General features: G+C 59.8%; 12 protein-coding genes. 10 read left to right on the top strand and 2 right to left on the bottom strand.

Translation table 11 applies throughout. The features are described from left to right. Positions 1-65: 65 nt before the first annotated feature. A complete protein-coding gene (locus tag ACP7CZ_RS04740) occupies positions 66-2,174 on the bottom strand; it encodes a molybdopterin oxidoreductase family protein (protein WP_294164264.1) in 2,109 nt (702 codons plus the stop codon). A 432-nt stretch (positions 2,175-2,606) separates the two neighbouring features. On the opposite strand from ACP7CZ_RS04740, the gene argF reads away from it, so the two are divergent. Further along, entirely contained in the window at positions 2,607-3,527 is a 921-nt protein-coding gene (argF, locus tag ACP7CZ_RS04735) for an ornithine carbamoyltransferase (RefSeq protein ID WP_034126463.1), read from the top strand. Further along, positions 3,524-4,633, top strand: coding sequence for an ABC transporter ATP-binding protein (locus tag ACP7CZ_RS04730; RefSeq protein WP_294164261.1), 1,110 nt, complete (start codon positions 3,524-3,526; stop codon positions 4,631-4,633). The genes argF and ACP7CZ_RS04730 overlap by 4 nt, the downstream gene beginning before the upstream one ends. A gap of 134 nt (positions 4,634-4,767) precedes the next feature. On the opposite strand, the gene ybaK is transcribed toward ACP7CZ_RS04730, so the two are convergent. Further along, positions 4,768-5,238, bottom strand: a complete 471-nt coding sequence (gene ybaK, locus ACP7CZ_RS04725) for a Cys-tRNA(Pro) deacylase (RefSeq protein ID WP_014717137.1) — start codon at positions 5,236-5,238, stop codon at positions 4,768-4,770. Between the two features lie 325 nt (positions 5,239-5,563). Here ybaK and ACP7CZ_RS04720 point away from each other — a divergent pair, with 325 nt between their 5' ends. The 8 genes from ACP7CZ_RS04720 to ACP7CZ_RS04685 all read left to right on the top strand — a co-directional run bounded on the left by ACP7CZ_RS04720 (position 5,564) and on the right by ACP7CZ_RS04685 (position 14,283). Next, positions 5,564-6,421, top strand: a complete 858-nt coding sequence (locus ACP7CZ_RS04720) for an MIP/aquaporin family protein (protein ID WP_294164256.1) — start codon at positions 5,564-5,566, stop codon at positions 6,419-6,421. 76 nt (positions 6,422-6,497) lie between these two features. Beyond that, entirely contained in the window at positions 6,498-8,003 is a 1,506-nt protein-coding gene (gene glpK, locus ACP7CZ_RS04715) for a glycerol kinase GlpK (RefSeq protein ID WP_032893327.1), read from the top strand. Positions 8,004-8,097: 94 nt separating this feature from the next. Then, entirely contained in the window at positions 8,098-8,853 is a 756-nt protein-coding gene (locus ACP7CZ_RS04710; protein WP_003188962.1) for a DeoR/GlpR family transcriptional regulator, read from the top strand. 259 nt (positions 8,854-9,112) lie between these two features. Continuing rightward, on the top strand, positions 9,113-10,651 hold the full coding sequence (gene glpD / locus ACP7CZ_RS04705; protein ID WP_054897715.1) for a glycerol-3-phosphate dehydrogenase: 1,539 nt from the start codon (positions 9,113-9,115) through the stop codon (positions 10,649-10,651). Positions 10,652-11,013: 362 nt separating this feature from the next. After that, positions 11,014-11,940 carry a glutamate/aspartate ABC transporter substrate-binding protein gene (locus tag ACP7CZ_RS04700; protein ID WP_003188957.1) on the top strand — a complete coding sequence of 309 codons (927 nt, stop codon included), beginning with the start codon at positions 11,014-11,016 and terminating at the stop codon, positions 11,938-11,940. A 194-nt stretch (positions 11,941-12,134) separates the two neighbouring features. Beyond that, positions 12,135-12,881 (top strand): amino acid ABC transporter permease, encoded by a 747-nt coding sequence (locus tag ACP7CZ_RS04695; protein WP_014717132.1) that lies wholly within the window; start codon positions 12,135-12,137, stop codon positions 12,879-12,881. Beyond that, entirely contained in the window at positions 12,881-13,552 is a 672-nt protein-coding gene (locus tag ACP7CZ_RS04690; protein ID WP_003188954.1) for an amino acid ABC transporter permease, read from the top strand. The genes ACP7CZ_RS04695 and ACP7CZ_RS04690 overlap by 1 nt, the downstream gene beginning before the upstream one ends. Then, positions 13,549-14,283, top strand: coding sequence for an amino acid ABC transporter ATP-binding protein (locus tag ACP7CZ_RS04685; RefSeq protein ID WP_007916729.1), 735 nt, complete (start codon positions 13,549-13,551; stop codon positions 14,281-14,283). Before ACP7CZ_RS04690 ends, ACP7CZ_RS04685 begins: the two co-directional genes overlap by 4 nt. The last annotated feature ends 68 nt before the right edge of the window (positions 14,284-14,351 follow it).

The following is a 14,351-nucleotide window of genomic DNA, read 5'->3' as shown; positions in this document are numbered from 1 at the left end:
CAGGAACTTTGCGACTCACGGGTCGGCACGGTGGCGCATTGTAACGCAAAAATCCAGCAGGATGCTCAGGCCGCCGCCACCTTCACCGGTACGCCGTTGAGCGCCGCATTACCCGACAACTCGTCCAATTGCCGCTCGTCGGTCAAGTCATTGGCACTCGCCCCCGGCTGGCTGCTCGCGATGCTCATCTGCACGCCCGGACGACCGTGGCCCCAGCCGTGAGGCAGGCTGACCACACCCGGCATCATGTCCGTGCTGGCCGCTACTTCCACCTCGACCATACCGATACGCGAACTCACCCGCACCCGCTGGCCATCGCTCAACTGACGGCTAGCCAGATCATCGGGGTGCATCAGTAGTTGATGGCGTGGCTTACCCTTCACCAGTCGGTGATAGTTATGCATCCAGGAATTATTGCTGCGCACATGCCGCCTGCCAATCAATAGCAGTTCGTCGGCCACCGGCACCGGCTGCGCGGCGAAACGCGCCAGGTCTGCCAGGATCACGGCCGGTGCCGCTTGCACCTTGCCATCCGCGGTTTTCAAACGTGCCACGAGGTTGGGCTTGAGCGGCCCCAGGTCGACGCCATGGGGATGATCCGCCAACATCGCCACCGACAGTTTATGACTGGATGCGTCACCATAGGCACCCGCACGCAGCCCGAAGTCGATCATCTGTGCCGGTGGCAGGGTGGGCTTGAGCACCGCGCCAGTGTGCGCCGCAAACGCCTTGGCCAGGCCGACAAAGATCTCCCAGTCATGCAACGCACCCTCAGGCTTGGGCAGGATGGCGCGATTGAAGCGTGTGACATTGCGTACCGCGAACAGATTGAAGGTGGTGTCGTAGTGATCGTTTTCCAGCGCCGAGGTGGACGGCAGGATCAGGTCGGCATAACGCGTGGTCTCGTTGATATACAGGTCGATGCTGACCATGAACTCCAACCCGTCCAGGGCTTGTTCCAATTGGCGGCCGTTAGGCGTGGACAGTACCGGGTTGCCGGCCACCGTCACCAGGGCGCGGATCTGCCCTTCACCCTCGGTCAGCATTTCTTCGGCCAGGGCTGACACCGGCAGTTCTCCGCCGTACTCCGGCCGCCCGGACACGCGGCTCTGCCAGCGGTTGAAATGGCCGCCGCTGGTGGAGGCCACCAGGTCCACCGCAGGGCTGGTGCAGAGCGCGCCGCCGACACGGTCCAGGTTGCCGGTCACCAGGTTGATCAGTTGCACCAGCCAATGGCACAGCGTGCCAAACGCTTGGGTCGAGACCCCCATGCGGCCATAACAAACGGCCTTGTCAGCGCCGGCGAAGTCCCTGGCCAACTGGCGAATCTGCTCGGCAGGCACCGCACACTGGCGGCTCATAGCCTCGGCATCGAAGCTGGCAATCGCCTTGCGTACATCATCCAGGCCTTGCACCGGCAAATGGCTGTCGCGTGTCAGCCCTTCGGAGAACAAAGTGTTGAGCACCCCAAACAACAATGCCGCATCGCCGCCGGGGCGTACGAACACGTGCTGGTCCGCGATGGCTGCCGTCTCGCTGCGCCGAGGGTCGACCACCACCACTTTTCCGCCCCGCGCCTGGATGGCCTTGAGGCGTTTCTCCACATCGGGCACGGTCATGATGCTGCCATTGGAAGCCAGCGGGTTGCCGCCGAGGATCAACATGAAGTCGGTCTGGTCGATATCGGGTATGGGCAACAACAGGCCGTGGCCGTACATCAGGTGACTGGTGAGGTGATGAGGCAGTTGGTCTACCGAGGTCGCGGAAAAACGATTGCGCGTCTTCAACAGCCCTAGAAAGTAGTTGCTGTGGGTCATCAACCCATAGTTATGCACGCTTGGGTTGCCCTGATACACCGCCACCGCGTTCTGCCCATGCCGCGCCTGGATACCCGCAAGCCGCTCGGCCACCAGGGCAAAGGCTTCATCCCAGGCAATCGGCTGCCATTCGCTGCCCACCCGCCGCATGGGTTGGTGCAGGCGGTCTGGGTCATTCTGGATGTCCTGCAGGGCCACGGCCTTGGGGCAGATGTGGCCGCGACTGAAACTGTCCAGAGGGTCGCCCTTGATCGAGGTGATCGTCAGGCTACCGTCTTCGGCTTGGGTGGTTTCCAGGGTGAGGCCGCAGATGGCTTCGCACAGGTGGCAGGCACGGTGGTGGAGAGTCTTGGTCATGGCCAGTCTCTTTTATAGGGGCTTTGACTCAACTATGGGCCGCGACCACTTGGCGCGCCAGCAACCTTCGCGTTGTGAATCGACGGGCATAGGCCAGGGCATGGCTAAACATGAGCAAATGTTTCAGAAACCTTGTCAGCAGGCGCTGAAACCGACGCGACCTGGCCCAAGCCGCCCCCGCGCATTGCAAAAGGCCTGGACGCCAGTGTACAAATGGCTCGCTGCTGTCAGGAAATCGTCTTCAAACGCGCGCCAGCGCCCTGCTTGAACACCCCTAAAGCCGTAGCCCTATTGGTAAAACGCGACATTTAATGTCAATATCGCGTCTTCCCCTATTTCGTCGCCCCGTGCGGCTTTCGCCGCAGGTCTCGCCCGTTGTCGCAATAAACAAGGCTTTGAGTATCTGCGGTCTGTTGCAAAAGGTAGTTAATGATGAGCGCAAGGCACTTTCTCTCCCTGATGGATTGCACGCCCGAAGAGCTGGTCAGCGTGATCCGTCGAGGCATTGAGCTTAAAGACCTGCGTAACCGCGGTGTACTGTTTGAGCCGTTGAAAAACCGGGTACTCGGGATGATTTTCGAAAAGTCCTCGACCCGCACACGCCTGTCGTTCGAAGCCGGCATGATCCAGCTGGGTGGCCAGGCCATCTTCCTGTCACCGCGCGACACCCAACTGGGCCGTGGTGAGCCGATCAGCGATTGCGCCATCGTGATGTCGCGCATGCTCGATGCCGTGATGATCCGTACCTTCGCCCACAGCACCTTGACCGAATTTGCCGCCAACTCCCGTGTGCCCGTGATCAACGGCCTGTCCGATGACCTGCACCCCTGCCAGTTGCTGGCCGACATGCAAACCTTCCTCGAGCACCGTGGCTCGATCCAAGGCAAGACCGTGGCCTGGATCGGCGATGGCAACAACATGTGCAACAGCTATATAGAAGCGGCGATCCAGTTCGACTTCCACCTGCGCATCGCCTGCCCTGAAGGCTACGAGCCCAGCGCCGAGTTCATGGCCAAGGCCGATGGCCGTGTGCAACTGCTGCGCGATCCGAAAGACGCAGTGGTCGGCGCGCACCTGGTCAGCACCGACGTCTGGACCTCCATGGGCCAGGAAGACGAAACCGCCAAGCGCCTGGCCCAGTTCGCGCCGTTCCAGGTGACCCGTGCGTTGCTCGACCTGGCCGCGCCAGACGTGCTGTTCATGCACTGCCTGCCCGCCCACCGGGGCGAAGAAATCAGCCAGGACCTGCTCGACGATTCGCGCTCAGTCGCGTGGGATCAGGCCGAGAACCGCCTGCATGCGCAAAAAGCCTTGCTCGAATTCCTCGTACCACCGTCGTACCACCACGCATGAGCCAGTCATTACTGCTGAACCTGCGCAATCTGGCATGCGGCTATCAAGACCAGCGCGTCGTGCAGAACCTCAACCTGCACCTCAACGCCGGCGATATCGGTTGCCTGCTCGGCTCTTCAGGGTGTGGCAAGACCACTACCCTGCGCGCGATTGCTGGCTTTGAGCCGGTGCATGAAGGCGAAATCAGCCTGGCGGGCGAAGTCATCTCCCGTGCCGGTTTCACCCTCGCCCCGGAAAAACGTCGTATCGGCATGGTGTTCCAGGACTACGCGTTGTTCCCGCACCTGAGCGTGGCTGACAACATCGCCTTTGGCATTCGCAAGCACCCGCAAAAAGAGCGCGTAGTTGCCGAGTTGCTGGAACTGGTCAACTTGAAGAACCTGGGCAAGCGCTTCCCCCATGAGCTTTCCGGTGGTCAGCAACAACGCGTCGCTCTCGCCCGGGCCCTGGCGACGGAGCCGCAACTGCTGTTGCTGGATGAACCCTTTTCCAACCTCGATGGCGAACTGCGCCGCAAGCTCAGCCATGAAGTGCGCGACATCCTCAAGGCTCGCGGCACCAGCGCGATCCTGGTAACCCATGATCAGGAAGAGGCCTTCGCCGTCAGCGATCACGTCGGGGTCTTCAAGGAAGGCCGCCTTGAGCAGTGGGACACGCCCTACAACCTCTATCACGAACCGCAGACGCCTTACGTCGCCAGTTTCATCGGCCAAGGGTATTTCATCCGTGGTCGGCTGAACTCGCCCGAATCGGTCAGCACTGAACTGGGCGACCTGCGCGGCAACCGTGCCTACACCTTGCCGACCGGCGCTGCGGTGGACGTGCTGCTGCGCCCGGACGATATCGTGTATGCGCCGGACAGCGCGTTGAAAGCCCGGATCGTCGGCAAGACCTTCCTCGGCGCCTCAACGCTGTACCGGTTACAGCTGCCGACCGGCGCTCAGCTGGAGTCGATTTTCCCCAGCCATGCCGATCACCAAGTGGGCGCAGAGGTGGGGATTCGTGTGGCGGCTGAGCATTTGGTGGTGTTCCAGGCATCCGGCAGCACAGCGGCGCAAATTCCTGCTGTTGAGTCAGGCGTGCGCCGCCACAGCGTCGCTCACTGATAAAACCGGGTCGGAAGGTAGGAGCTGGCTTGCCTGCGATGCAGACAACTCGGGTTATCTGTTACACCGCGTTGATGCTATCGCAGGCAAGCCAGCTCCCACATTTGATCCTCATAGACTTCAAAGAATGAATATCAGGCCCGCCCGATCGGTGCGAATTTGGCCTGGGTGTGTTCAGCCAACACCGCCGCTGGCAATTCAACTTCCAATCCTCTTCTGCCCGCGCTGACAAAAATCGTTGCAAAGGGTTGCGCCGTTTCATCGATAAACGTGCGCAGCCGCTTCTTCTGACCCAGCGGGCTGATGCCGCCCAACAGATAACCCGTGGAACGCTGCGCCGCTGCCGGGTCAGCCATTTCGACTTTCTTCACACCCGCAGCATGAGCCAGGGCTTTCAAGTCCAGACTTCCGACGACCGGCACAACCGCCACCAACAATTCACCCTTCTCACTGCTCGCCAGCAGCGTCTTGAACACCTGGGCCGGGTCCAGGCTCAATTTTTCCGCGGCCTCCAGCCCATACGAGGCTGCCTTGGGATCATGTTCATAACTATGCACACGATGTTCGGCGCGAACTTTTTTCAACAGGTCCAATGCAGGGGTCATAGCGGCTCCGGGCGGGCAAACTGATGGCCAATTCTAGGCCAAGCCTACCTAAAACGCTCTAGCACAGACCTATCACCGCAAAAGCAACGTGCCTTGGCCATGATCATTCACCACACCAATAGTTCGGAAATGACCAATGGTTCACTTTCGACCTTTGACAGCGGTCATTCTTGTCTATATTTTTTCGTTTCCGAATACCGTAGGAATAATCCTCTGGTACTCCGCAGTAAGCCGCGATCCAGGATGGGGATCCTTCTCGTGGTGAATATCGTGCAACTGCCCGTTGAGGCCGTGCGCAAGACAAGAACAACAATTGAGGTTTTCCATGACAACTGCTCTTCAACAGCCTTCACTTTCGAGCCAATGCATGGCCGAATTCCTGGGCACCGCGCTGCTGATCTTCTTCGGTACAGGATGCGTCGCCGCGCTCAAGGTCGCGGGTGCGAGCTTTGGCTTGTGGGAAATCAGTATCATCTGGGGGGGCGGCGTGAGCATGGCGATCTACCTGAGTGCCGGTATTTCCGGGGCTCACCTCAACCCGGCGGTCAGTATCGCCCTGTGCATCTTTGCCGATTTTGAAAAGCGCAAACTGCCCTTCTATATTCTTGCCCAGGTCGCCGGCGCCTTTTGCTCCGCCGCCCTGGTGTACACGCTCTACAGCAATCTGTTTTTCGATTACGAACAAACTCACCACATGGTCCGCGGCTCCCAAGCCAGCCTGGAATTGGCGTCGGTGTTCTCCACCTATCCCCATGCGCTGCTGAGCACGGCCCAGGCATTCCTGGTGGAGATGGTCATCACCGCCATCCTGATGGGCGTGATCATGGCTCTGACCGATGATAACAACGGCCTGCCACGCGGCCCCCTGGCACCTCTGCTGATCGGTTTGCTGATCGCCGTAATCGGCAGCGCCATGGGCCCGCTGACTGGCTTTGCGATGAACCCGGCACGGGATTTCGGTCCCAAGCTGATGACCTTTTTCGCCGGTTGGGGTGAAATGGCCTTTACTGGCGGTCGCGATATTCCTTATTTCCTGGTGCCGATTTTCGCTCCGATTGTCGGCGCATGCCTGGGCGCTGCGGCCTATCGCGGGCTGATTGCTCGCCACCTGCCGAGCGCCGCACCGGCTATCGCTGAAGAAACACCTGACACGGCTGTCAACGGCAAAACTCGTATTTCCTGAAAGCGCCAGCCTGGTCCCCTGCCCTTCGCGGCCCAGGCTGATTTCTGACTTCCTTATTTCGTCCAAGGCAATTGACATGACCGACCTTCAGAATAAGAACTACATCATTGCCCTTGATCAGGGCACCACCAGTTCCCGGGCGATCATCTTCGATCGTGACGCCAACGTGGTGTGTACCGCCCAGCGTGAATTCGTCCAGCACTACCCGCAGGCTGGCTGGGTTGAACATGACCCGATGGAAATCTTCGCCACCCAGAGCGCGGTGATGGTCGAAGCGCTGGCGCAGGCCGGCCTGCACCATGACCAAGTGGCCGCCATCGGTATCACCAACCAGCGTGAAACCACGGTGGTCTGGGACAAGATCACCGGCCGCCCGATCTATAACGCTATTGTCTGGCAGTGCCGCCGCAGTACCGAGATCTGCCAGCAGCTCAAGCGCGACGGCCATGAGCAATACATCAGCGACACCACGGGCCTTGTGACCGACCCGTACTTCTCCGGCACCAAGCTCAAGTGGATCCTCGACAACGTCGAAGGCAGCCGCGAACGTGCGCGCAATGGCGAACTGCTGTTCGGCACCGTCGACAGCTGGCTGATCTGGAAATTTACCGGCGGCAAGACCCACGTCACCGACTACACCAACGCGTCGCGCACCATGCTCTTCAACATCCACACCCTGGAGTGGGATGCGAAGATGCTGGAGATTCTCGACATCCCACGGGAAATGCTCCCTGAAGTGAAGTCGTCGTCGGAAATCTATGGCCGTACCAAGAGCGGCATCGCTATCGGTGGCATTGCCGGCGACCAGCAAGCGGCCCTGTTTGGCCAGATGTGCGTGGAAGCGGGCCAGGCCAAGAACACCTACGGCACCGGCTGCTTCCTGCTGATGAACACCGGCGACAAGGCGGTGAAATCCAAGCACGGCATGCTCACCACCATTGCCTGCGGCCCGCGCGGTGAGGTGGCCTATGCCCTGGAAGGCGCGGTCTTCAACGGTGGCTCCACCGTGCAATGGCTACGTGACGAGCTGAAGATCATCAACGATGCCCACGACACCGAATACTTTGCCGGCAAGGTCAAGGACAGCAACGGCGTGTACCTGGTACCCGCTTTCACCGGTCTCGGCGCGCCCTACTGGGACCCGTATGCCCGTGGCGCACTGTTCGGCCTGACCCGTGGCGTACGCGTAGACCACATTATTCGCGCAGCCCTGGAGTCGATTGCCTACCAGACCCGCGACGTCCTCGACGCCATGCAACAGGACTCGGGCGAACGCCTCAAGGCCCTGCGCGTGGACGGCGGCGCGGTTGCCAACAACTTCCTGATGCAATTCCAGGCCGACATCCTCGGCACCCAGGTAGAACGCCCGCAAATGCGCGAGACCACCGCCCTCGGCGCAGCCTACCTGGCGGGCCTGGCGTGTGGCTTCTGGGGCAGCCTGGACGAGTTGCGCGGCAAGGCGGTAATCGAGCGCGAGTTCGAGCCACAGCTGGACGAGGCGGCCAAAGAGAAACTCTACGCCGGCTGGCAAAAAGCTGTGAGCCGCACCCGTGACTGGGAGCCGCACGAAGGCGCCGAATAAGCCAAGCGCTGGCTTACGGCAGGTTGTAACTGGCAGGGAGCGGATTCCTGCGTCATCATGGGCCACTTTTGTATGGCAGCCCAAAGGACGCCCCATGAATCTGCCTCCCCGCCAACAACAAATCCTCGAACTGGTCCGCGAACGCGGGTACGTCAGTATCGAGGAAATGGCGCAGCTATTCGTTGTCACCCCGCAAACCATCCGCCGCGATATCAACCAGCTGGCGGACGCCAACCTGTTGCGCCGCTACCACGGCGGCGCAGCCTATGACTCCAGTGTCGAGAACACCGCGTACGCCATGCGTGCCGACCAGATGCGCGACGAGAAGCAACGCATCGGTGAAGCCATCGCCGCGCAGATTCCCGATCATGCCTCGCTGTTCATCAACATCGGCACCACCACCGAATCCATCGCCCGTGCGCTGCTCAATCACAGCCACCTGAAAATCATCACCAACAACCTCAACGTCGCCACCATGCTCAGTGCCAAGGACGACTTCGATGTGTTGCTCACCGGCGGCAATGTGCGCCGTGACGGTGGTGTGGTGGGCCAGGCCAGTGTCGACTTCATCAACCAGTTCAAGGTCGACTTTGCCCTGGTGGGCATCAGCGGGATCGACGAGGACGGCAGCCTGCTGGACTTCGATTACCAGGAGGTGCGGGTTTCCCAGGCAATCATCGCCAATGCGCGGCAGGTGATCCTGGCGGCGGACTCCAGCAAATTCGGGCGCAATGCCATGATTCGCCTGGGGCCGATCAGCCTGGTGGACTGCCTGGTGACTGACCAGCAGCCGGTGCCGGCGTTGGTGCAAGTGCTGAATGAGCACAAGGTGCGGCTGGAAGTCGTTTAGCGCCTGTTCAGGCGTCATCGCGGGCAAGCCCGACTCCCACAGTTTGAAATGCGATCAAATGTGGGAACCGGGCTTGCCCGCGATGACGGCCTCACTCACACCCATACATTCACCTTTGTTCATAATTCTTCCTTTCTCCGCCCTTCGATGAGTTTTTTCAATCGAAGTCGGGTGGCTGTGCCCGCAATTATCAGCTACCATTTTCGCAAATGAACATTCATGTTCGAATTCCAAGACGAAAAGATCGCGAGGCCAGCCGATGAACCCTTCCACCTTGCCTGCTCCACCGCTTGCCGAAGTCTATGACGTAGCCGTAATTGGTGGTGGGATCAATGGCGTCGGGATTGCAGCAGACGCAGCCGGTCGCGGTTTGTCGGTATTCCTTTGCGAAAAGGATGACTTGGCCAGCCACACCTCATCGGCCAGCAGCAAGCTGATCCACGGTGGACTGCGTTACCTGGAGCATTACGAATTCCGTCTGGTGCGTGAAGCATTGGCCGAACGCGAAGTACTGCTGGCCAAGGCACCGCACATCGTCAAGCAAATGCGCTTCGTACTGCCGCACCGCCCGCACCTGCGCCCGGCCTGGATGATTCGTGCTGGTCTGTTCCTTTATGACCACTTGGGCAAGCGCGAAAAGCTCGCGGGTTCCAAAAGCCTCAAGTTCGGTGCCGACAGCCCGCTGAAAAGCGAAATCACCAAAGGCTTTGAATACTCCGACTGCTGGGTCGACGACGCCCGCCTGGTGGTACTCAACGCCATGGCTGCCCGCGAGAAAGGCGCGCACATCCACACCCAGACCCGTTGCGTCAGCGCCAAGCGCAGCAACGGCATGTGGGAAATGAACATGGAACGTGCCGACGGCAGCCTGTTCTCGATCCGCGCCCGCGCCCTGGTGAATGCCGCCGGCCCATGGGTGGCCAAATTCATCCGGGACGACCTGAAGCTGGATTCACCGTACGGCATTCGTCTGATCCAGGGCAGCCACCTGATCGTGCCGAGACTGTACGAGGGCGCTCACGCGCATATTCTGCAAAACGAAGACCAACGCATCGTCTTCACCATTCCGTACCTGAACCACTTGACCATCATCGGCACCACCGACCGCGAATACACCGGCGACCCGGCTGCAGTGGCGATCACCGAAGGTGAAACCGACTACATGCTTAAAGTGGTCAACGCGCACTTCAAGAAACAGCTGAGCCGCGACGATATCGTCCACACCTACTCCGGCGTGCGCCCACTGTGCAATGACGAGTCGGACAACCCGTCGGCCATTACGCGTGACTACACCCTGTCGCTGTCCGGCGGCACCGGCGAAGCGCCGATCCTGTCGGTGTTCGGTGGCAAGCTGACCACCTATCGCAAACTGGCTGAGTCGGCCATGGCCCAACTGGCGCCGTACTTCACCCAGATGCGCCCAAGCTGGACTGCCACAGCCAGCCTGCCCGGTGGCGAACACATGACTTCCCCGGAAGCCCTGGCCGATGCCATCCGCGCCAAGTTCGACTGGGTACCGAGCGAGATCGCCCGTCGCTGGTCCACCACCTACGGCAGCCGCACTTGGCGCTTGCTGGAAGGCGTGCAATCGCTCGCCGATCTGGGTGACCACTTGGGTGGCGGCCTCTATACCCGCGAAGTCGACTACCTGTGCGCCGAAGAGTGGGTAACACAACCGCAGGACGTGCTGTGGCGCCGTACCAAGCTTGGCCTGTTCACCACGCCGCAAGAGCAGGAAAACCTGCAGCGCTACTTGTCCAAGGTCGAGCAGAACCGCAGCAAGATCGAAGCCGCCTGACCGCCCCAGTGTAGGAGCGAGCGTGCTCGCGAAAAACCCGAGAGCGCCGCGTTTATTCAGCATAAACGCGGCGTTTTTGCGTTTTTCGCGAGCAAGCTCGCTCCTACGGACTATTCGGTTTTCCGAACGCGCACCTCTGCCCTATTCGGTTTGCCGGACTACCGACCGAAAATACTGCCGACACAAAAAGTTAATTTCCATATAAATCATGAAGTTATCCTTTTGTTTTCGGTATGGCACGACTCATGCTCTACACTCTTCAACGATTGCCTGAGGCGCCTTAGGAGCCGTCAGGGGCAGTCGCTTTACAAGAGAGCCGTTCAGCTGGCTTCATAAAAAAAACAAATGTCGAGGAAGTATTGATGCGCATCGTTCCCCATATCCTGGGCGCAGCTATCGCTGCTGCTCTGATCAGCACTCCAGTTTTTGCCGCCGAACTCACCGGCACACTGAAGAAAATCAACGACTCCGGCACCATCACTCTCGCTCACCGCGACAGCTCCATTCCGTTTTCCTACATCGCGGATGGCTCGGGCAAACCCGTGGGCTACTCCCACGACATCCAGTTGGCCGTTGTCGAGCAACTGAAAAAAGACCTGAACAAACCCGACCTCAAAGCCAAGTACAACCTGGTGACCTCGCAAACCCGTATCCCGTTGATCCAGAACGGCACCGCGGATCTGGAGTGCGGCTCCACCACCAACAACACCGAACGCGCCCAGCAAGTTGATTTCACCGTCAACATCTTCGAAATCGGCACCCGCCTGCTGGTCAAGAAAGACAAGGAAGGCAAGCCGTCCTACGCTGACTTTGCCGACCTGAAAGGCAAAAACGTCGTGACCACCGCCGGCACCACGTCCGAGCGCATCATCAAGGCGATGAACGCCGACAAGCAGATGGGCATGAACGTTATCTCCGCCAAAGACCACGGCGAATCCTTCCAGATGCTCGAAAGCGGCCGCGCCGTTGCATTCATGATGGACGACGCCCTGCTGGCCGGTGAAGAAGCCAAGGCCAAGAAGCCGGACGACTGGGTCATTACCGGTACTCCGCAGTCCTTCGAAGCCTACGCTTGCATGGTTCGCAAAGGCGACCCGGACTTCAAGAAAGCCGTGGATGACGCCATTGTCGCCCTGTACAAGTCCGGCGAGATCAACAAGATCTACGCCAAATGGTTCGAAAGCCCGATCCCACCGAAAGGCCTGAACCTGAACTTCCCGATGAGCGACAAGGTCAAGGAGCTGATCGCTAACCCTAGCGACAAACCAGCGCCAGAAGTAAAAATCTGATACCTGACTAAGCTTATGTCCTGAGGGAGCCAACCCTCCCTCAGGCGTCTGTAATTACCTGCTGGTTTTAACTTGGAACACTCGACCTGGCGGTTTTCGAGCCGATCGTGTGTGCCTGGCGTTCAACGTCAGGCGGGAACGGATCTTCCCCAAGCGGGTGCTTGTACATCGATCGATCTCGAGGGGAGACCCTAATGAATTACAACTGGGACTGGGGCGTGTTCTTCAAGTCCACCGGCGTGGGCAGCGAGACTTATCTCGACTGGTACCTCTCCGGGCTGGGCTGGACCATCGCCATCGCTGTCGTGGCATGGATTATCGCCTTGCTGCTGGGCTCCATTCTGGGGGTCATGCGCACTGTGCCAAACCGCCTCGTATCGGGCATCGCGACCTGCTACGTGGAACTGTTTCGTAACGTGCCGCTGCTGGTTCAGCTGTTCATCTGGTACTTCCTGGTACCGGACATGCTGCCGCAGAACCTGCAGGACTGGTACAAACAAGACCTGAACCCGACCACCTCGGCCTACCTGAGCGTCGTGGTGTGCCTGGGCCTGTTCACCGCCGCCCGTGTGTGCGAGCAAGTGCGTACCGGTATCCAGGCGCTGCCACGCGGCCAGGAATCCGCGGCGCGCGCCATGGGCTTCAAGCTGCCGCAGATCTACTGGAACGTGCTGCTGCCCCAGGCTTACCGCATCATCATTCCGCCGCTTACCTCGGAATTCCTCAACGTGTTCAAGAACTCCTCCGTGGCGTCCTTGATCGGCTTGATGGAACTGCTGGCGCAAACCAAACAGACCGCCGAGTTCTCGGCCAACCTGTTTGAAGCCTTCACCCTGGCCACGCTGATCTACTTCACCTTGAACATGAGCCTGATGCTGCTGATGCGCGTGGTCGAGAAGAAAGTCGCAGTGCCCGGCCTGATCTCCGTGGGGGGCAAATAATGGACTTCGATTTCAGCGGCATCATCCCCGCCATTCCAGGCCTGTGGAACGGCATGGTCATGACCTTGAAGCTGATGGTCATGGGTGTGGTCGGCGGCATCATCATCGGGACCATCCTGGCCCTGATGCGCTTGTCGTCCAACAAACTGCTGTCCCGCGTGGCCGGCGCCTACGTGAACTACTTCCGCTCGATCCCCTTGCTGCTGGTGATCACCTGGTTCTACCTGGCGGTGCCGTTCGTACTGCGCTGGATCACCGGCGAAGACACGCCGATCGGTGCGTTCACCTCCTGCGTCGTGGCGTTCATGATGTTCGAGGCCGCGTACTTCTGCGAAATCGTACGAGCCGGTGTGCAGTCGATTCCCAAGGGCCAGATGGCGGCGGCACAAGCCATGGGCATGACCTACGGCCAGACCATGCGCCTGATCATCCTGCCCCAGGCGTTCCGCAAGATGACGCCGTTGCTGCTGCAACAGTCGATCATCCTGTTCCAGGACACCTCCCTGGTCTACACCGTGGGCCTGGTGGACTTCCTCAACTCCGCCCGCTCCAACGGCGACATCATCGGCCGCTCCAACGAGTTCCTGATCTTTGCCGGTGTCGTCTACTTCATCATCAGCTTTTCCGCCTCGCTGCTGGTCAAGCGTCTGCAAAAAAGGTTTGCCGTATGATCTCTATCAAGAACATCAACAAGTGGTATGGCGACTTCCAGGTGCTGACCGATTGCAGCACTGAGGTTAAAAAAGGCGAAGTGATCGTGGTGTGCGGGCCGTCCGGCTCGGGCAAATCCACCCTGATCAAGTGCGTGAACGCGCTGGAACCGTTCCAGAAAGGCGACATTGTCGTCGACGGCACCTCCATCGCCGACCCGAAGACCAACCTGCCAAAACTGCGTTCGCGCGTGGGCATGGTGTTCCAGCACTTCGAGCTGTTTCCGCACCTGACCATCACCGAAAACCTGACCATCGCGCAGATCAAGGTATTGGGCCGCAGCAAGGAAGAAGCCACCAAGAAGGGCCTGCAACTGCTCGAACGCGTGGGCTTGTCGGCACACGCCCACAAGCATCCTGGCCAGCTCTCCGGCGGTCAGCAGCAACGTGTGGCGATTGCCCGCGCCCTGGCCATGGACCCGATCGTCATGCTGTTTGACGAACCGACTTCGGCGCTGGACCCGGAAATGGTCAACGAAGTGCTCGACGTGATGGTGCAACTGGCCCACGAAGGCATGACCATGATGTGCGTGACCCACGAAATGGGCTTTGCGCGCAAAGTGGCCGACCGCGTGATCTTCATGGACGCCGGCAAGATCATCGAAGACTGCCCGAAAGAAGAGTTCTTCGGCGACATCAGCGCCCGCTCCGAGCGTGCGCAGCACTTCCTCGAGAAAATCCTGCAGCACTAAAAGCAACACCGTTCGTCCTGTAGGAGCCGGGCTTGTGTGGGAGCTGGCTTGCCTGCGATGGCATCGCC

This window comes from Pseudomonas sp. DWP2-2 (assembly GCF_049897065.1).
Lineage (GTDB): Bacteria > Pseudomonadota > Gammaproteobacteria > Pseudomonadales > Pseudomonadaceae > Aquipseudomonas > Aquipseudomonas paracarnis.
The sequence above is the reverse complement of the archived record's forward strand: the minus strand, read 5'-3'. Positions and strand labels throughout refer to the sequence as shown.